The following is an 18,012-nucleotide window of genomic DNA, read 5'->3' as shown; positions in this document are numbered from 1 at the left end:
ACAATGGGGTGAATTGCCAGCGGAATGAAACATGGAGAAATTTGAAGGGAGAAGCGCGTTGCTTCAGCATTCCACCCCTCATGAAGTCTTTGCCCCTGTTTTTTTTCATCCTGCTCCTCAGCCACGCATTTTTGTCAGCGGCAGAGAAGCCCGTTACGCTCTGGCCAGATGGAGCGCCCGGAGCTCTGGGCACGGCGGCAAGGGACATCCCCACGCTGACGCCTTACGTGCCTGCCAAGGCCGGCGGCGCGGCCATGCTGCTGATCCCGGGCGGCAGCTACTCGGGCATCTATGAGGGGCAGGCGGAGCCGTTTGCGCTCTGGCTGAATGAGCAGGGCATCACCGCCTTTGTGCTGCGCTACCGGCTGGGCAGCGCGGGCTACCGCTACCCGGCGCAGCTGCAGGATGCCGTGGAGGCCATGCGGCAGATTCGGGGAAATGCTGACAAGTGGAAGATCGATCCGAAGCGCATCGGCGTGATGGGATTCTCCGCGGGCGGGCATCTCACCTCCACGCTGATCAACCGGCCTGAGGACGGCGAGATCGAGGGGCGCACTCCCACTGTGAGCGCGAGGCCGGATCTGGCGATCCTGTGCTACCCTGTGATCAGCATGATCACCAAGCCGCATGCGACCTCGCGCAAGATGCTGATCGGGGATAAGCCGACCGAGGCACTCGTGCGCCAGACCTCCAGCGAGCTGCAGGTGCGCCCCGGCCTGCCGCCGTGCTTTCTCTGGCACACGGCGGAGGACAAGCTGGTGCCTGTGGAGCACGCGCAGCTCTATGCCGCCGCGCTGCATCAAAACGGCATTCCTCATGAGCTCCACCTCTACCAGCATGGCGACCACGGCACCGGCCTCATCGGCACACAGCACCCATGGTTTGCGGATCTGGTTTACTGGCTGAAGGCGCAGAAATGGATCTCTGAACGCTGAGCGCAACTCACTGACACAAATCTTCAGGCTCCACGTTCCCTTTTGAGCATGAAGTCTGTCCTCATCAGCCTCGCCCTTCTGACTCTCCACACGGCCGCCGCCGTGAAGCCCAACTTTGTGTGGATCATCGCGGATGACATGTCTCCCGATATCAGTGCCTATGGGCTGCAGGAGGTGAGTACGCCGAATCTCGACCGGCTGGCGGCGGAGGGGCGGCGCTACACGCGGGCCTACGCCACAGCGCCGGTGTGCAGCGCCTCGCGCTCTGCCTTCATTTTGGGGTGCTATCAAACCACGACGGGGCTCCACCCGCACGATGCGGAAAATCCCCAGCCGCTGCCCGCGCCCTACCAGCACCTGCCGGGCATGCTGCGAGAGGCAGGCTGGTTTGTGACGAATGCGGCGGCGCCCGGAACGGTGCGGAATGGGCGGCCTGTGACCAAGGCCAAGACACACTACAATTTTGCCCACGATCCGGCAAAGATGTACGATGGCGGCGACTGGCGGAAGCGCGCACCGGGGCAGCCGTTTTTTGCGCAGTTTCAGATCACCGAGCCACACCGGCCGTTCCCGATTCCTGAGCAGTATGATGAGGCCAAGCTGAAGGCCATCCAGCTCCCGCCGAACTATCCGGAGCATCCCCTGGTGCGGCGCGACTGGTACGCCTACCAGCGCAGCGTGGAGGTGGTGGACCAGAGAGTGGGCTTCATCCTTGACCAGCTCAAAGAAGAGGGTGTGCTGGACGACACCATCGTCATGTTTTTTGCCGATCACGGGCGGCCCATGCCCTGGGGCAAGCAGTGGCTGAATGTCGAAGGGCTGCAAGTGCCGCTGATCCTGCGCGGGCCCGGAGTGGCGGCCGGCATGGTGGAGGAGCGGCTGGTGAGCCTGATTGATCTCGCACCCTCCATGCTGCAGCTCGCAGGCCTGCCGGTCCCGCCGTGGATGGAGGGAAAGGCCATTCTGGGCGCTGACTTCCCACAGCGCAGCAGGCTCTTTGCCGCGCGCGACCGCTGCGGCGATGCCATGGACCGCATCCGTGCGGTGATCGAGCCGGACGCGCTGTTTGTGCGCAATTTTCAGCCCTCGCGCTCGCACCTGAACTGGTCCGGCTACAAAGAATACAGCTATCCCGGCATGCCGCTGCTGCGTGTGCTGAGCAAAGAAGGAAAGCTCAATGAGCTGCAGGCCGCATGGCTCACCCCGCGGCGCGAAGCATTAGAATACTACGATCTCAAGGCCGACCCGCAGACGCTGCACAACATGGCCAAAAATCCCAAGGTGGCAGACCGCATCGCCAGCATGCGCAGTGCCCTGGACACCTGGATCAACACCAGCCCGGACCGTGGTGCTCAGGGCGACCCGCCCACAGAGCCGCCGCTCAGCGAGATTCAGCGCTCCAAGCGCCTGGAATACGAGCGCATTTGGAAAGGACGTGTGAAAAAAGGCCAGCCCAGCGATGCCGAGCGCGTGGCCTGGTGGGAGAAGAGCTACGGCGTCCCTTTAGACGCGCGCATTCCCTGATCTCCGGCGGAAGATTGGCGCTGAGGGCTTCGTTCGCAGAGGTTCATGAAATCTGTTTTTGTCCTGCTGTCCTCCCTCTGCCTGGCTGCCTCTGCGGCAGACAGGCCAAACATCCTCTTTCTGTTTTCCGATGACCAGCGCTACGACACCCAGAGCTGTGCCGGGCACCCCATCGTGCAGACGCCCACGGTGGACAGCCTTGCCGCACAGGGCGTGCGCTTCAGCAATGCGCATGTGACCACGGCCGTGTGCTGGGTCAGCCGTGCGGTGGTGCTCACGGGGCAGTGGGCGCGCTCTCATGCGCAGCGGGATGCCATCCCTACCGTGAAGCCGGAGGCTCTGGCCACGATGTATCCCGTGCTTTTGCGCGCCGCAGGGTATCGCACCGGGCACTTTGGCAAGTGGCACATGATCTCCCCGCAGGGCTTCAAGCCGCAGGATCAATATGACGAGTATGAGGCCATCGGGAGGAATCCGTATATCAAGACGATGCCGGACGGCAGCAAGCGGCACGAGACCGACATCGTATGCGACAAGGGCATCGAGTTCATCAAATCACAGCCGAAGGACAAGCCCTTCGCGCTGAACCTGTGGTTCAACGCCGCGCATGCGGAGGACAACGACCACCGCCCGGGCATCGGCCTGTATCCGTGGCCGCAGTCCACCGACGGCATGTATGAGGACCGCTCCATCCCGCCGGCGCGTCTGGGAGATCCGGCCATCTACGAGGCACATCCGCAGTTTCTCAAAGACTCGATCAACCGCGAGCGCTGGTACTGGGGCTACGACACGCCGGAGAAGTACGAGATCAATGTGCGCGCCTACTACCGCATGATCAGCGGCATCGACAAGGCCATCGCACGCGTGCTCGCCGCGCTGAAGGAGGCCGGTCTGGCAGAAAATACCATCATCGTGTATTCTGGAGACAACGGCTACTACCTGGGAGACCGCGGCTTTCAGGGCAAGTGGTCGCACTATGAGGAGTCGCTGCGCGTGCCGATGATCGTCTATGACCCTCGTGTGCCGAAGGAAAAGCGCGGACGTGTGCTGGATGAGCTGGTGCTCAATGTGGACCTGCCCGCCACCTTTCTCGACTGGGCTGGCGTGAAACGCCCGGACACGTATGAAGGCCGCAGCCTCTCCACGCTCATCGAAGGGAAAGGGAGCGACAAGCCCTGGCGCGATCATTTCTTCTGCGAGCACCTCGACCTGGCGCCCACGCTGACGTGGGAGGGCATCCGCGGTCAGCGCTACGTGTACGCACGCTACTTTGATCAGCAGCCCGCCTATGAGTTTCTGCACGATCTGGAGTCTGACCGCGACGAGCTCAAAAACTACGCGAACGATCCCGCGCATGCCGCCGCGCTGAAGGAGATGCGTGCGCTGTGCGATGCCGAGATGAACGCTCGCGGCGGCGCTCTGCTGCCGATGGACAAGCGCGGGTCGAAAAAATTCACCCCTGCCAAGAAAGGCGCAGGCAAGAAGGCCAAAGCGGCGCCTGCCAACTGATCAGCCACACCATGAAACCACTCGTCTGTCTCTTGCTCTCGCTTTGCTTTTTGAGTTTTTCCCTCGGTGCTCCTGCGAAGCGGCCGAATTTTCTCTTCATCGTGGTGGATGACCAGTCGCCGTTTGACTTCAAGTTCTACAATCCAAAGTCGGTGCTGCAGAGCCCGAACATCGACAGGCTGGCGGCGGAGGGCATGGTGTTTGATTCGGCGCGGCACATGGGCGCGTTTGTGGGGGCGGTGTGCACGCCTTCGCGGCACATGATCATGAGCGGGCGCACGGTGTGGCATCTGCCGATCGGCCCTTTGGCGAAAGATCACTGCCCGCCAAACCTGGAGCTGAACACGCTGGCCGCCGTCTTCAACCGCGCCGGGTATGACACCATGCGCACCTGCAAGCAGGGCAACTCCTACGAGGGAGCCAACAAGCAGTTCACCGTGCGGCATGACGCCAGCAAACGCGGCGGCACCGATGAAACCGGCAGCACCTGGCACGGCGACCGAGTGATGGACTACCTCAACGAGCGCGAAGCGAACAAGGACACGGACCCCTTTCTGATCAACTTTGGCTTCTCCCACCCGCACGACACCCGGGATGGCCGCCCTGAGCTGCTGGCCAAATATGGGGCCACCAATCACGAAGATCCCAACACGCTGCCTGCGCTGAATCCCAATCAGCCGCCCCTGCCTGTGAACTACCTGAAAGCGCATCCCTTCAACAACGGCGACGCCAACGTGCGCGATGAAGTGGCCGCGAGCGGTGTGTGGAAAAACCGCGACGAGGCCACCATCCGCAACGAGATCGGCCGCGAGTTCGCGTGCAGCGAGAACATCGACATCCAGATCGGCCGCGTGTTGGATAAGCTCAAACAAATGGGCGAACTGGACAACACCTACATCATCTACACCGCCGATCACGGCATCGCCATTGGCCGCCATGGATTGCAGGGGAAGCAGAACCTCTATGAGCACACGTGGCGCGTGCCCTTCATCGTCAAAGGCCCCGGCATCAAGGCCGGCTCCCGCGTGCCCGGAAACATTTATCTTTTGGACATCGTGGCCACCCTCTGCGATCTCGCTGCCATCCCCGCACCGGAGAGCAATGAGGGCCTCAGCTTCAAGCCCGTGCTGGAAGGGAAAACGGACTCCGTGCGCGATGTGATGTACGGCGTGTACTGCGGCGGCACCAAGCCCGGCATGCGCTGCGTGAAGCAGGGAGACTGGAAGCTGATCAAATACGACGCCATGAACGGAGCCGTGCATGAGACGCAGCTCTTCAACCTCGCTGCGAATCCCGATGAGCTCCTCAAGGAGCACGGCAATGCCGATCCCATGAAAACCAATCTGGCGGGTGATCCCAAGCACGCCACCAAGCTCGCCGAGATGGAGGCTCTGCTGCTCGGAGAAATGCGCCGGCTGCATGATCCCTACCGTTTATGGAATCAGCCGAATGATGGACTGCCGCCGGTGCCCGAACCTGCGCCCCGGAAAGCCAAGAAGAACAAGGCTAAACAGTAAACGCCTCTTTCCCGACCATGAAACCCCTCGCGTTCATCCTTTCGCTTATCTTCGTTGCTGCGACAGCATTCGCCGCCGAAGCGAAGCCCAACTTCCTCATCATCTTTGCCGATGACCTCGGCTACGGCGATGTCTCCACCTACCACGCCTCGGACTGCCACACGCCCAACATCGACAAGCTCGCAGCGGACGGCATGCTGTTTCCGAACATGCGGGCGAACTGCACGGTGTGCTCTCCTTCACGCGCGGCGCTGCTCACGGGGCGGTATCCGGACCGCGTGGGTGTGCCGGGTGTGATCCGTACCAACCCAGACGACTCCTGGGGCTATCTCGCGCCGGGCATTCCGACGATCGGCAATGAGCTCAAGCAAGCCGGCTATCACACGGCGGTCATTGGCAAATGGCATCTCGGCCTGGAGTCTCCGAACACGCCGAATGAGCGCGGCTTTGATCTCTTCCACGGCTTCCTCGGCGACATGATGGACAGCTACACCACGCACCTGCGCCAGGGGCACAACTACATGCGCCACAATGCGGAGGAGATTGATCCGAAAGGCCATGCCACGGACATTTTCGCCGGATGGGCCAAGGATTACTTCCGCGAGCGCTCGAAGGAAAAGAAGCCCTTCTTCCTCTACCTTGCATTCAATGCGCCGCATTTTCCCATCGAGCCACCGGAGGAGTGGGTGGCGAAGGTGAAGGCACGCTCGCCTGAGCTTTCCGAAAAGCGCGCGCTCAATGTCGCACTGGTGGAGCATCTGGACGACCGCATCGGGCAGGTGCTCGCGGTTTTGAAGGAACTGGGCCTGGAGCAAAACACCGTCGTCGCCTTCAGCTCTGACAATGGCGGCTCGCTGCCGCATTCGCAGAACAACGACCCCTGGCGTGATGGCAAGACGAGTCATTACGACGGTGGCCTGCGCGTGCCCTTCATCGTGCGCTGGCCCGGCCATATCAAGGCCGGCTCTCGCAGCGACTACACCGGTCTGAACTTCGATCTCTTCCCCACCTTCCTCGAACTCGCGGGCCTGAAGCCTTCGCCCAAGATCGACGCCGTCAGCCTCGTGCCCATCCTCAATGGCGGCACACTCGACGCAGCGCAGCGCGATCTCTACTTCGTCCGCCGCGAAGGAGGCCCTGCCTACGGTGGCAAGAACTATGAGGCGATCATCCGTGGCGAGTGGAAGCTCATGCAAAACACGCCCTACTCCCCGCTGGAGCTGTACAACCTCAAGAACGACCCGCAGGAGCAGACCAACCTCATCGGCAAAGCCCCCCAAGTCTTCAAAGAGCTCTCCACCGCGCTGCGCATGCATGTGCAGATCGGCGGTGCCACGCCCTGGCAGAAGCCGGAGGAGCAGTAGCCTTGTTGCTGTGCAACAAGGGACCGCTCCGCTTCATCCACCCCACACAGTCTTTCTCGCTGCCCGTTCTTGCTGCGCAGTCCCAGTTTCACAGGAACTGGGCTGCTTACCGGCTGCGATCTGCCGCGATGAGCGCATCGAGCTTGGCGATCATCGCCTGCATCTTCTCCGGGTTCTTCGCGCTGAGGTCGTTTTCCTCCGATGGATCGTCCGGCAGGAAGTAGAGCGCATGCAGGCCCTCGGCATCCTTGTGCGATTTGACGGAAACGACGGCCTGGGATTTGCCCTTGGCTTTCTTGTGGCGCACCAGCTTCCAGTCGCCCATGCGCAGGCCAAAGCTCACGCCGTTGTTGTCTTGCTGCAGCAGGTGGTCGCGGCCCTTGGCACCGGGCTCGCCCAGCAGCGCGGGCAGCACGTTGATGCTGTCGCGGCAGGAGGTCTCAGGCAGAGCGGTGCCGGTCAGGGCGGCCAGGCTGGAGGCGAGGTCGATGGTGCAGACCACCTGCTCCGAGACACCGGGCTGCACGCGGCCTTTCCAGCGGGTGATAAAGGGCGTGCGGGTGCCGCCTTCCAGCACGCTGTACTTGCCGCCGCTGAAGGCGCCCGCCGGCTGATGGCTGCCCAGCTTTTCCACCGCGCCGTCCTTGTAGCCGTCGTCCAGCACGGGGCCGTTGTCAGAGCACAGCACGATCAGCGTGTTTTCCGCCAGCTTGAGCCGGTCCAGCGTCTTCATGATCTCGCCCACACACCAGTCAAACTCCACGATGCAGTCACCACGAAAGCCGAGCTTCGTTTTGCCCTGAAAGCGCTCATGCGGCATGCGCGGCACATGAATGTCATGTGCGGCAAAGAAGAGGAAGAAGGGGCCGTCCTTGTGCGCCTCGATCCAGGTGTTGCTGCGCTTCACCCACTCGTCGGCGAGGTCCTCGTCGCGGAAGCGCGCGGCCATGCCGCCGGTATAAAAGCCGATGCGGCCGATCCCGTTGTGGATCGTGCCATTGTGCCCGTGCGTCCAGTCCATGCGCAGCGTGCTGCGGTGCGTGATGCCGGTGGGGTGGTTTTCATCCGGCGCCTTGTCGCCCACCCACAGCGGGTCCTTGGGGTCCAGGTTCAGCACACGGTGGTCGTGCACATACACCTGTGGCACGCGGTCATTGGTGGTGGGCAGCAGATGGCAGTGGTCAAAGCCGATCTCCAGCGGGCCGGGCTTCAGTTCGCCGTTCCAGTCCGGCTTGGGATCCCCCAGGCCCAGATGCCATTTGCCGATCACCGCCGTGGCATAGCCAGCCTGCTTCATGAGGGAGGCAATGGTGGTCGTTCCCGGCTGGATCAGCGCCGGCCCATTGGGCGGAGCCACGCCGGTGCCTTTCTGGCGGAAGGCGTAGGTGCCCGTCAGAAATGAAAAGCGTGTGGGTGTGCAGGTGGAGGCGGAGCAGTAGCCGCTGGTAAAGCGCAGCCCCTCGGCGGCGAGCTGGTCAATGTTCGGCGTCTGCAGCGTCTTCGCTCCGTAGCAGCCCAGGTCACCGTAGCCCAGATCGTCCGCCATGATCACGATGATATTGGGCGGCGGCGCGGCAAACGTGCCCGAAAGACAAAACGACGACAACAGAAATGCGAGGATGGGAAGGCGCATGAAAGGGATCAAACATGAACCGCCGCCGCATAACAAGCCGGAAGATCAGCACCCCATGCTTCGTTCCCGAGCCACCATGAAGCGCCTGCTGCTAATCCTTTCGACCCTCGCCATTGCACATGCCTCATTCGCGGCGCAGCCAAACATCATCCTCATCATGGCCGACGACTTCGGCTACGAGTGCGTCACCTCCAATGGCGGGGAGTCCTACCAGACACCCAACCTCGACAAGCTGGCCGCCACCGGCGTGCGCTTTGAAAACTGCCACGTGCAGCCGCTCTGCACACCCACGCGCGTGCAGCTCATGACCGGCCGCTACAATGTGCGCAACTACCTCAACTTCGGCACCCTCCTGCGCACGGAGACCACCTTTGGCCACCTCATCAAAAGCGCGGGTTATGCCACCGGCATCTGCGGCAAATGGCAGCTGGGCCACGAGGTGGACTCGCCGCAGCACTTCGGCTTTGAGGAGTCCTGCCTCTGGCAGCAGACGCGACGCCCGCCGCGCTATGCCAACCCCGGTCTGGAATACAACGGTGCTGAGAAAGACTTCACCCACGGCGAGTACGGCCCCACGCTGGTGAACGACTTCGCGCTCAGCTTCATCACCAAAAATAAAGAGAAGCCTTTCTTTCTCTACTACCCGATGATCCTCACGCACAGCCCCTACCAGCCTACACCCGACAGCCCGGACTGGGACCCCACGATCAGCAGCGAGAACAAGCAGCAGTCACCCAAGCATTTCGCCGAGATGACCGCCTACATGGACAAGATGGTGGGCCGCGTCATCGCCAAGCTCGATGAACTCGGCATCCGCGACAACACGCTGCTCATCTTCCTCGGTGACAACGGCACCGGCGCGGGCACCCCCAGCCGTTTCAAAGGCACGGACTACAAAGGCGGCAAAGGCAGCACCACCGCGAATGGCACCCACGTGCCTCTCATCGCCAGCTGGCCCGCCGTGATGAAACAGGGCCGCGTGTGCGCCGACCTCATCAGCAGCACCGACTTCCTGCCCACGATCTGCAACGCCGCCGGCGCCAAAGTGCCTGAGAACGTGGATGGCGTCAGCTTCCTCCCGCAGCTGAAAGGCGAGGCAGGCACACCGCGCGAGTGGCTCTACTCCTGGTACTCCCCGCGCCAAACCCAGGACATGACCGTGAGAGAGTACGCCTTTGACCACCGCTACAAGCTCTACCGCAGCGGAAAATTTTATGACCTTCGCAGCGACAGCGCAGAAAGGCAGGACATCGCCGCCTCCGTGACAGGTGAAGCCGCCGCTGCAAAAGAGAAGCTGCAGGCGGCATTGGACCGTTTCAAAGACGCACGCCCCACGGAGCTGGACCGCGAGTTTGAAGCCTCAGGAAAAGGCAAAGAAAAGAAGGGCAAAAAAGAGAAGAAAAAGGGGAAGGAGTAATTTTTCACCACCGACATGCGCCCGCTGCTGCTCATTCTTTCGTCTCTCTGTCTCTGGCCATTACCGGTCGCCGCAGAGCAGCGCCCCAACATCATCTTTCTGATGTGCGATGACCTGGGCTATGGCGATGTGCATTGTCTCAATCCCTCGAATGGAAAGATCGCCACACCGGGCATTGACCGGCTGGCGGCGCAGGGAATGTCTTTTACAGACGCGCATTCGGGGTCTTCGGTCTGCACACCCACACGCTACGGCGTCATGACGGGACGCTACAGCTGGCGGACGAAGCTGCAAAGCGGTGTGGTGGAAGGGTTTGCTCCGAGCCTCATCGCAGCAGACCGTCCCACGGTCGCCAGCTTCCTCAAGAGCGCGGGCTACCACACCGCCATCATCGGCAAATGGCATCTTAACTTCGAGTATCACGACCCCAAGACCGGCAAACCTTACAGTGCCAAAGACTTCAACACCCCACCCGTCGGAGCCAGGATCCCGGACGGCCCGGTCACGCGCGGCTTTGACTATTACCATGGCTTTCACCACGCGCGTGACATGGAGGCGGTCATCGAGAACGACACCGTCATCGAGCATGACGAGGTGGTGCACATGCTGCCGCGCCTGCGACGCAAGGCCGTGGAGTTTATCGACTCACGCAAGGGCAAGGAGCAGCCGTTCTTTCTCTATCTGCCGCTCGGGTCGCCGCACACGCCCATCGTTCCCGCTCCCGAATGGAAAGGCAAAAGCGGCCTGGGGGACTACGGTGACTTCGTCATGCAGACCGATGATGCCGCCGTCGTGGTGGCGGAGGCGCTGGAACGCAATGGCATGACGGAAAACACGCTCATCATCCTCACCAGCGACAACGGCTGCTCGAAGGCGGCCGGCATCGACAAACTCGCCCAGCAGGGCCACCGAGTCAGCGCAAACATGCGCGGGTCCAAGGCGGACATTTGGGATGGCGGGCACCGCATTCCCTTCATCGTGCGCTGGCCGGCGCAGATCGCGGCAGGCTCCACCTCGGACCAGCTCATCTGCCTCGTCGATTTCTTCGCGACCGCCGCCGAGATCGTCGGCCGTCCGGTGCCTGCGGGAAGTTGTGAAGACAGCGTCAGCTTCCTGCCTGCGCTGAAGGGGCAGCCCATTGTCTCCACGCGCCATGGCGTCATTCATCATTCGATCAGCGGCCACTTCGCCTATCGCCAGGGACCCTGGAAGCTCGCGCTGGCCCGGGGTTCTGGTGGATGGTCCTCGCCGAATGAAAAGCAAATGCCGGCCGGTGCGCCCAAAGCTCAGCTCTACGACATGCAGCACGACATCGGCGAGACAACGAACCTTTTCGAGGCAAAACCCGAGATCGTGAACCAGCTCCTCGACCTTTTGAAAGCCGACATCGAGCGCGGCCGCAGCACGGCGGGGCCGGACTCCGCCAATGATTTTGCCGACATCGTGCTGTGGAAGAGTGAAAGCGGGAAGAAAGGCAAAAAGAAGAAGTAATTTTACCCGATTCAGTGTCAGGATCCTGTATCAGCATCGCGCTGGAGCTTCCTGAACCGCATTAAGGCCCCCAAAATTTCCCCAACCATGAAGACTCTCCTGCTCATCACGCTTTCGTCATTCCTACTTCTGCATTCGGGATTTGCGGCAAAACCAAACGTCCTCTTCCTCTTTGCCGACGACCTCACCTATGAGGCGGTGCGCGCTTTTGGGCATACGGACATCGACACGCCGAATCTCGACCGCCTCGCCGCACGCGGCACCACTTTCACGCGGGCGTACAACATGGGCTCGTGGAGCGGCGCGGTGTGCGTGGCCAGCCGCACCATGCTGAACACCGGACGCAGTGTGTGGAGCGCGGACGCGGTGTACAACACCACGGACAAGGAGCGCCAGAACGGCGTGCTCTGGCCACAGCTCATGAGCAAGGCCGGCTACAGAACCTACATCACCGGAAAGTGGCACCTGAAGACCAACGCGGCCAAGTGCTTCGATGTGGCCGCCGATGTGCGCGAGGGCATGCCTAAGACCGTGCCCACGTCCTACAACCGCCCCATCGAAAACCAGACCGATTCCTGGAGCCCGTATGACAAGACTCTCGGCGGCTACTGGGAGGGCGGCAGGCACTGGAGCGAGGTGGTGCGGGATCACACGCTGGAGTTTTTCACCGATGCCAAGCAGCAGCAGAAGCCCTTCTTCATCTACGCCGCCTTCAATGCCCCGCATGACCCACGACAGGCCCCGAAGAAATACCAGGACATGTATCCTCTGAGCCGCATGCAGATGCCGCAGAACTTCATCCCCGAGTATCCCTACAAGGAAGCCATGGGCTGCCCGCACACTCTGCGGGATGAAAACCTCGCGCCCATGCCACGCACGGAGCTGGCCGTGAAGACGCACCGCAGCGAGTACTATGCGCTCATCACCCACCTGGACGTGCAGATCGGCAAGATCCTCGATGCGCTGGATGCGTCCGGCCTCGCGGACAACACGTGGATCTTCTTCACCGCTGATCACGGGCTGGCCGTGGGGCACCACGGGCTCATCGGCAAGCAGAACATGTATGATCACAGCGTGCGCGTGCCCTTCATCGTGGCCGGACCCGGTGTGGACAAAGGCGCGAAAAATGACAACGCCATCTACCTGCAGGACGTTATGGCCACTGCGCTCGATCTCGCCGAAGCCGAGAAGCCGCAGCATGTCTTCTTCCACAGCCTGCTGCCGCTGCTGAAGGGCACGCAGAAGCAGTCCAGCTACGAGTCTGTTTATGGTGCCTACCTGGAGCTGCAGCGCGCCGTCACCCACGACGGGTGGAAGCTCATCGCCTACCCAAAGGCCAAGGTGACGCGCCTTTACCACCTCTCTGATGACCCGCAGGAGATGAACGACCTGGCAGGCAAGCCCGAGCATGCGGCGAAGAAGAAGGAGATGTATGAGCGGCTGGTGAAGCTCTCCGCCGACCTCGGAGACAAGGTGGATCTGCGGAAGGTGTTTGGGGAGTAGGCGGCAGAGGATCGGATGAGTGCGCGCGAATGATTTTCCAGAGCCACGCAGAGTTGGTGCTTGGTTGGGTAATCTGTTTCTGAACAAGCCCCCTCTCCGCCATGAAACACTCCATCCTTGCCACCCTCCTCCTCTTCTCCTGCCCCACATTGTGGGGCCAGGCGGCAGCATCCGCACCCAAGGCCGCCGCACCCGCCGAGGTGCAGCTCACCGGCACGCTGGAGCAGCGCCTCGCCATCGGGGGCGAGACCACTGGCTGGGTGCTGCGCCACGGTGGAGGCAAGGAGCGAGTGCAGCTGCTCCTGCCGCTGGAGGCCTTCGCCTGGATCCGGGACGGCATGGTCGTGGCTGTGACTGGTGTCTATGGCACGAAGCACTACCCCGAGCGCGGAGAGGTGGCGGTCTTCCACGTGAAGAAGATCAGTCAGGTGGTGCATTGAACCATCCGTGGTATGCTGGCTCTGCCGCCGAATATGCTGCGGCACTGTTCTGAACCTCACCCCGTCGCACCCGATGTCCGAGAAAAAATGGCAGATCAAGTGCCCGCGGTGTCAGTGCTCCACGGAGCTCAATTCGGACAAACTGGGTGCGCGGCACCTGATCGGCTCCATGGCGGCGCTGAAGGATCCGGCCAATGCGCGCCGGATAATGGAGGACTATACCATTGCCTGTCCGCGCTGCGATGCGCTCATGCCCTTTGAGCCGCGCAGCGACTACCGCAGGCGCAAGGCCTTTGCTGTCAGCCGACGCATCGAGCGGCTGGTGACGGAAGTGGAGGGCCTCACCGGAGAGGAGCGCCACATGCTCGCTGCGGCCGGTCAGATGGGCGGTGTGGTGCTGCAGATGCTGGAGACGGACATGCCGCTCGAAACGCTTTTCGACAGCGAGGACAAGCTGCTCGCGGTGTTTGCCGAAGAAATCCGCAAGACCAACGCCGAGCCGAAGCGGAGCCGTGCATGGCGCTGGCTGCAGGAGACCTTTGCCATCGCCTGCTCCGACATCGGCGAGCGCGATGACCTGCCGGCAGCGCCCGCAGGCGATTTGGAGGAAAAGCGGGACACCTTTCTGCGATCGCTGGAGGAGCTGCACCAGGAACAGCGCCCGCAGGCGGCCACAGCCCGGCCTGAGCCCGCACGCTCCGCACCTGCGGCAAAGACCCAGGGCAGCCTGCGCTTTCATTTCAAACACGCTCATGACAACAATGTGGAGGCCGTAGCGATCTCGCGAGATGGCCGCATCGGGCTCTCCGTCGGCTGGAATCCTCATGTGCGCGTGTGGGATCTGGAGACCGGCAAGGAGCTGCCCCCTTTGAAAGCTGAGGGCAGCTTTCTCACCTCCGTGATTTTCCTGGGCGATGAAACCCGAGTGGCCGCAGCGGGCAGCGGTGGTGCGGTGTGGATCTGGGATCTCGCCAGCGGCCGCGTGCTGCATTGCCTGCGCAAGCACTCCTTCACCGTCTTCAGTCTGGCGGCGTCGGCGGACGGACGGCTCTTGATCTCCGGCAGCGGCGACGGCACCGTGCGGCTGTGGGACACCGTGAAAGGTTCGCACCTGCGGAAGTTCGGAGGCCTCTTTGGCAAGACCCACAATGGCTGTGTGGCGGCGGTGACCCTCTCCCTCGATGGCGTATGGGCGCTCACGGGCGGAGGCGAGTGCGCGGACACCGTCAAAGTGTGGGACACCCGCAACGGGGAGCTGGCCAAAACCGCCCACTTTCCCGCACGTGCACTCAAGTCGATCACCTTCATGTCCGTGCGCTGGAAAGCCCTCGTGCAGTCGGGTTGCAAGCTGCACGTGCTGGATGTCACGGAAGGCACCATCATCGGCAGTCTGGCCAGTTCAGAAGACGATTACTACACGGCCTTCCATCTGGCTGCCGAAGGCCAGTGGGCGGTGGGTGCGTCTGGCGCGGAGGTATGCGTCATCGAAGCTGGTGCCGGTCCGGAAGGACGCATCCGTCAGCGTCTGCGCGGCCATGAGCAGGGCCGATCCATCTACGCCTGCGCCATCACTCCCAGCGGAAGACGTGTCATCAGCGGAGGGGACGACCTCTCTGTGATGGTGTGGGACACGGGGCTGTAAGCAGGAATTCAGGAGCCGGATTTTTATTCCCAGCCTTGAAGTGATGCGGCACTCCTGCCTGCAACCGAGTCTTGGAACGCTCGTTTTGCGGTCAGGAGTGCCCGCATCACTTGTCCGCACAGAACGCAGCGGTTCATCCACCATCTCTGCGCAGGTCATTGCTGGATGGTCTGCGGCAGGGCGTAAAATTATTTTCAAGCCTCACGCAGAGTTGGGGCGCGGAGCGGTAAACCAGAAGCAGAGAGGCGCATCAGCCGATCGAACTTAACCCAACAAACACAAACAACATCCGCATCCCATGAAAACGAAACTCACCCAAACCCTCCTGCTCCTTGTCACCGTCGCCTCCATCACCGGAGCCCGCGCCGATGAATCGCTCTCCGACCGTGTGAAGGACTTCTTCAAAGAGCCCCGCAACACCCATGCCCCCACCGCCGTCGCCGCCGTGCGCGGATAACCGCCGCCGCTTCCTCCCACCCTTCACCTCATTCATCCCATGAAAACATCACTGCTTCATCTCTGCCTGCTCACCGCCGCCACACTCGCCTTTCATCCGAGCGCGCATGCGGAGACCTGGGTCCACCCGCTGCCCATCTGCCCGCCACCCCTCCCGCTGACTCCCACTTTTCCGCTGCCCGTCTGCCCAGCACCTGTCCCCGTAGTGCCAAAGCCCTGCCCGCTGGCTCCTGCCGCAGCTCTCAGGGATCAGGTGGCGGTGACCGGAACAGATGACGGATGCGTCAGGCTGCCGGGAAAACCCACGCGTCCGCTGCCATTCACGGCGGCCGTCTGACAGAGCCACCCGGTGGCGCCGACTCTCCCCGGAGAGAGACCGCGTCATACCCAATGGCAGGTCCGCTTCCACGCGGGCCTGCCATTTTTACGTACATCCACCTCGAAAGACCTGCGGACCCGTCGGGCATGGACAATCCGCCGTGCCATGCTAACCATCCTGCGACACCTATTGAGGAAGCCTTCTCAGGGTGCCTGAAAAGGCAACTCTCATAACCCAACACCGAGATCACCATGGCCCTGTCGATTCTGGATGCATCGGAGAACTTCATCCGCAGTGTGGAGGAAAGATTTCAGAAGGTTGAATACAAGGACCGCAACGGCCTGCGCATCACGGGACTGCGCCCGTCTGAGCTGCTGGCCTTTCACACGCTGACCACGCAGATGGCGCAGCAGCGTGACAAGCCGGCCTACGAACTCGCGATCGAACTGGATGAGGACGCCAGAAAGCATGTCTTCATCTTCTTTGTCCTGGTGCCGCTTTTCAGTGCGGTGACCAGCAGCAGCATGGTCTATGTGGCCCCGGACGGCCCCGCCGGTGCCAGCCTGGCCTACGGGCGCTTTTTCATCACCGATCCGGTGGAGTTTGTGGATCTGCGGGACCTCACCCAGGCCGCCGACTACGGCCGGCTGCAGGGCCTGCTGAAGGGGCGTGTCGTGCTGGTGGACATGGAGAGCAACTTTGTCATGCCTGCGAAGGATGATCCCACCCGGTCCTACAGCTACTGTGAGGCGGAGATGGCCAAGATGATGCGCACTTACCACGCCATTGTCTGGAAGGGCGGCTACCACAAGGTGCTGGTCTATCAAAAGGGCACGAAGAGCCTGACCTCGTACCCACCGCAGTTTGGCAAGGCCTCGTGCTTCATCGCCACGGCGGCCTGCGCCACGCCGGACGCGTGGGAGGTGCGCGCGCTGCGTGCTTTTCGGGATGAGGTGCTGAACCGCTCAGCCTGCGGCCGGCTCTTCAGCCGCAGCTACCACCGCCTCTCCCCGCCGCTGGCTCAGTGGGTGGCGGGAACACAGAAGAGGCAGCATCTGGTGCGACGCTTCTTTGTGAATCCGCTGGCGCGGGTGGTCCGCAGGCTGCGCGCCTGAAACTGGGAGTGAGCTGTGCTATCATGATACAACGGCAGCACAGCAGTTTTTTAATAATACCAAGAAATAATAGTTCATGGTCTTTGTAGGAGTCGGCGGTCGGCTTTGATGACGTTCGGCTGGCCGCAGAGGGGCAAAATCGAATCTCCCAGCAGTCTCGAAACGGCCGGTCGTGAGACCTCTGTCTCCCTCCTCGGACTGCCGCTGAAAAAAAGTTTCACCCTCCGCGCAGAGTTGGGACGCGGATGGGTAAACCAGTAGCAGAGAGGCAAATCTGCCGATCCCAAAACAAACAATAACACAAACTCAAACACATCCGCATCCCATGAAAACGACATCCCTCAAAGCTCTGCTGTTCCTGGTCGCCCTGACCTCCCTCACCTCCGCCCGCGCCGATGAATCTCTCACCGACCGTGTGAAGGACTTTTTCAAAGACCCGCCCCACCCCCGTGGGCCCGCCGCTGTCGCCGCTGTGCGCGGTTAATCCCCTGCCTCATCCACCCTTCACCATCCACATCCCATGAAAACATCACTTCTTCATCTCTGCCTCGTGGCTGTCGCAGTCGCAGGCGCTCATGCAGACACGGTGCGCACGCTGCCCGTGTGCCCGCCGGATCTGCCGGACATGCCCCGGCCCATCCGCCCATGCATCCCGCTTCCGCCCACAGCGGACCCCTGGGACCAGGTCGTCTTCAATGACCGCGATGACGGCTGCTGCTGGTACCGCCATCACCATCATCGCCACTGCCACGGCTTTGCCGTCACAGGTAACGACGATGGCTGCGTGAAGCAGCCCGGTGGCAAGCCCGCGCGGCCTCACCCCGCAGGGGCGATCACGCTCGCGGCCTGAAGTCGCCTTCTTCTTCACCATCCCCCCTCAATTTCATCCATCATGAAAACATCCATCCATCTCGCACTCTTCGCACTTGCCACCCTGAATGTCTCGCTCTCCGCAGCGGATTCCGATGACAAGCTCGACGCCGCCAAAAAACTGGTGGAGCGCATCAGCGAAGCCCAGCCGCCCCGCGAAACCGGCGGCACGCGCACTCCGGAGCAGGCCATCAAGGAGTACAAAGAATCCGGTCCCGCCTCCAGCTACCACCTGAAGTTCAACCCGGTGCCGCCGCCTGCTCCCTGAAAGAGCCAG

17 protein-coding genes are annotated in these 18,012 nt (G+C 62.0%); 16 read left to right on the top strand and 1 reads right to left on the bottom strand.

The genetic code is table 11. The annotated features are described in order from the left end of the window. The first annotated feature begins 80 nt into the window (after positions 1-80). Genes ACZ5WW_RS14835 through ACZ5WW_RS14815 form a run of 5 tightly spaced genes read left to right on the top strand, consistent with a single transcriptional unit; the run spans position 81 to position 6,849 of the window. On the top strand, positions 81-935 hold the full coding sequence (locus ACZ5WW_RS14835; protein WP_377171549.1) for an alpha/beta hydrolase: 855 nt from the start codon (positions 81-83) through the stop codon (positions 933-935). 48 nt (positions 936-983) lie between these two features. Further along, positions 984-2,459 (top strand): sulfatase family protein, encoded by a 1,476-nt coding sequence (locus tag ACZ5WW_RS14830; RefSeq protein ID WP_377171547.1) that lies wholly within the window; start codon positions 984-986, stop codon positions 2,457-2,459. A 45-nt stretch (positions 2,460-2,504) separates the two neighbouring features. Continuing rightward, on the top strand, positions 2,505-3,968 hold the full coding sequence (locus ACZ5WW_RS14825) for a sulfatase family protein (protein ID WP_377171545.1): 1,464 nt from the start codon (positions 2,505-2,507) through the stop codon (positions 3,966-3,968). A gap of 11 nt (positions 3,969-3,979) precedes the next feature. Then, positions 3,980-5,485, top strand: a complete 1,506-nt coding sequence (locus ACZ5WW_RS14820) for a sulfatase-like hydrolase/transferase (protein WP_377171543.1) — start codon at positions 3,980-3,982, stop codon at positions 5,483-5,485. 17 nt (positions 5,486-5,502) lie between these two features. Continuing rightward, the gene (locus tag ACZ5WW_RS14815; RefSeq protein ID WP_377171541.1) at positions 5,503-6,849 is read left to right on the top strand and encodes a sulfatase family protein; all 1,347 of its coding nucleotides are present in this window, start codon (positions 5,503-5,505) and stop codon (positions 6,847-6,849) included. Positions 6,850-6,955: 106 nt separating this feature from the next. Here ACZ5WW_RS14815 and ACZ5WW_RS14810 read toward each other — a convergent pair whose 3' ends face one another. Further along, entirely contained in the window at positions 6,956-8,482 is a 1,527-nt protein-coding gene (locus ACZ5WW_RS14810) for a sulfatase family protein (protein WP_377171539.1), read from the bottom strand. Positions 8,483-8,537: 55 nt separating this feature from the next. Between ACZ5WW_RS14810 and ACZ5WW_RS14805 the strand changes: the two genes are divergently transcribed. From ACZ5WW_RS14805 to ACZ5WW_RS14755, 11 genes are all read left to right on the top strand, one after another. Further along, positions 8,538-9,899 carry a sulfatase-like hydrolase/transferase gene (locus ACZ5WW_RS14805; protein WP_377171537.1) on the top strand — a complete coding sequence of 454 codons (1,362 nt, stop codon included), beginning with the start codon at positions 8,538-8,540 and terminating at the stop codon, positions 9,897-9,899. A gap of 15 nt (positions 9,900-9,914) precedes the next feature. After that, a complete protein-coding gene (locus tag ACZ5WW_RS14800) occupies positions 9,915-11,390 on the top strand; it encodes a sulfatase family protein (RefSeq protein ID WP_377171535.1) in 1,476 nt (491 codons plus the stop codon). A gap of 87 nt (positions 11,391-11,477) precedes the next feature. Beyond that, a complete protein-coding gene (locus tag ACZ5WW_RS14795) occupies positions 11,478-12,893 on the top strand; it encodes a sulfatase-like hydrolase/transferase (protein ID WP_377171533.1) in 1,416 nt (471 codons plus the stop codon). A gap of 101 nt (positions 12,894-12,994) precedes the next feature. Next, entirely contained in the window at positions 12,995-13,333 is a 339-nt protein-coding gene (locus ACZ5WW_RS14790; RefSeq protein WP_377171531.1) for a hypothetical protein, read from the top strand. Positions 13,334-13,406: 73 nt separating this feature from the next. Then, a complete protein-coding gene (locus ACZ5WW_RS14785) occupies positions 13,407-14,975 on the top strand; it encodes a WD40 repeat domain-containing protein (RefSeq protein WP_377171529.1) in 1,569 nt (522 codons plus the stop codon). A gap of 298 nt (positions 14,976-15,273) precedes the next feature. After that, entirely contained in the window at positions 15,274-15,432 is a 159-nt protein-coding gene (locus ACZ5WW_RS14780) for a hypothetical protein (protein WP_377171527.1), read from the top strand. A gap of 39 nt (positions 15,433-15,471) precedes the next feature. After that, positions 15,472-15,768, top strand: coding sequence for a hypothetical protein (locus ACZ5WW_RS14775; protein ID WP_377171525.1), 297 nt, complete (start codon positions 15,472-15,474; stop codon positions 15,766-15,768). Positions 15,769-16,001: 233 nt separating this feature from the next. After that, a complete protein-coding gene (locus tag ACZ5WW_RS14770; protein WP_377171523.1) occupies positions 16,002-16,865 on the top strand; it encodes a CFI-box-CTERM domain-containing protein in 864 nt (287 codons plus the stop codon). 325 nt (positions 16,866-17,190) lie between these two features. After that, the gene (locus tag ACZ5WW_RS14765; protein WP_377171521.1) at positions 17,191-17,349 is read left to right on the top strand and encodes a hypothetical protein; all 159 of its coding nucleotides are present in this window, start codon (positions 17,191-17,193) and stop codon (positions 17,347-17,349) included. A gap of 36 nt (positions 17,350-17,385) precedes the next feature. Next, the gene (locus ACZ5WW_RS14760; protein WP_377171519.1) at positions 17,386-17,715 is read left to right on the top strand and encodes a hypothetical protein; all 330 of its coding nucleotides are present in this window, start codon (positions 17,386-17,388) and stop codon (positions 17,713-17,715) included. A 42-nt stretch (positions 17,716-17,757) separates the two neighbouring features. Continuing rightward, on the top strand, positions 17,758-18,003 hold the full coding sequence (locus ACZ5WW_RS14755) for a hypothetical protein (protein WP_377171517.1): 246 nt from the start codon (positions 17,758-17,760) through the stop codon (positions 18,001-18,003). Positions 18,004-18,012: the final 9 nt, after the last annotated feature.

The sequence above is a fragment of the Prosthecobacter fluviatilis genome (genome assembly GCF_055388355.1).
The sequence above is the reverse complement of the archived record's forward strand: the minus strand, read 5'-3'. Positions and strand labels throughout refer to the sequence as shown.

What these genes read in the sequence shown, in the direction of transcription:
- ACZ5WW_RS14835 (WP_377171549.1), top strand. Translation starts at nt 81, where the DNA reads ATGAAGTCTTTGCCCCTGTTTTTTTTCATCCTGCTCCTCAGCCACGCA.
- ACZ5WW_RS14830 (WP_377171547.1), top strand. Translation starts at nt 984, where the DNA reads ATGAAGTCTGTCCTCATCAGCCTCGCCCTTCTGACTCTCCACACGGCC.
- ACZ5WW_RS14825 (WP_377171545.1), top strand. Translation starts at nt 2,505, where the DNA reads ATGAAATCTGTTTTTGTCCTGCTGTCCTCCCTCTGCCTGGCTGCCTCT.
- ACZ5WW_RS14820 (WP_377171543.1), top strand. Translation starts at nt 3,980, where the DNA reads ATGAAACCACTCGTCTGTCTCTTGCTCTCGCTTTGCTTTTTGAGTTTT.
- ACZ5WW_RS14815 (WP_377171541.1), top strand. Translation starts at nt 5,503, where the DNA reads ATGAAACCCCTCGCGTTCATCCTTTCGCTTATCTTCGTTGCTGCGACA.
- ACZ5WW_RS14810 (WP_377171539.1), bottom strand. Translation starts at nt 8,482, where the DNA reads ATGCGCCTTCCCATCCTCGCATTTCTGTTGTCGTCGTTTTGTCTTTCG.
- ACZ5WW_RS14805 (WP_377171537.1), top strand. Translation starts at nt 8,538, where the DNA reads ATGCTTCGTTCCCGAGCCACCATGAAGCGCCTGCTGCTAATCCTTTCG.
- ACZ5WW_RS14800 (WP_377171535.1), top strand. Translation starts at nt 9,915, where the DNA reads ATGCGCCCGCTGCTGCTCATTCTTTCGTCTCTCTGTCTCTGGCCATTA.
- ACZ5WW_RS14795 (WP_377171533.1), top strand. Translation starts at nt 11,478, where the DNA reads ATGAAGACTCTCCTGCTCATCACGCTTTCGTCATTCCTACTTCTGCAT.
- ACZ5WW_RS14790 (WP_377171531.1), top strand. Translation starts at nt 12,995, where the DNA reads ATGAAACACTCCATCCTTGCCACCCTCCTCCTCTTCTCCTGCCCCACA.
- ACZ5WW_RS14785 (WP_377171529.1), top strand. Translation starts at nt 13,407, where the DNA reads ATGTCCGAGAAAAAATGGCAGATCAAGTGCCCGCGGTGTCAGTGCTCC.
- ACZ5WW_RS14780 (WP_377171527.1), top strand. Translation starts at nt 15,274, where the DNA reads ATGAAAACGAAACTCACCCAAACCCTCCTGCTCCTTGTCACCGTCGCC.
- ACZ5WW_RS14775 (WP_377171525.1), top strand. Translation starts at nt 15,472, where the DNA reads ATGAAAACATCACTGCTTCATCTCTGCCTGCTCACCGCCGCCACACTC.
- ACZ5WW_RS14770 (WP_377171523.1), top strand. Translation starts at nt 16,002, where the DNA reads ATGGCCCTGTCGATTCTGGATGCATCGGAGAACTTCATCCGCAGTGTG.
- ACZ5WW_RS14765 (WP_377171521.1), top strand. Translation starts at nt 17,191, where the DNA reads ATGAAAACGACATCCCTCAAAGCTCTGCTGTTCCTGGTCGCCCTGACC.
- ACZ5WW_RS14760 (WP_377171519.1), top strand. Translation starts at nt 17,386, where the DNA reads ATGAAAACATCACTTCTTCATCTCTGCCTCGTGGCTGTCGCAGTCGCA.
- ACZ5WW_RS14755 (WP_377171517.1), top strand. Translation starts at nt 17,758, where the DNA reads ATGAAAACATCCATCCATCTCGCACTCTTCGCACTTGCCACCCTGAAT.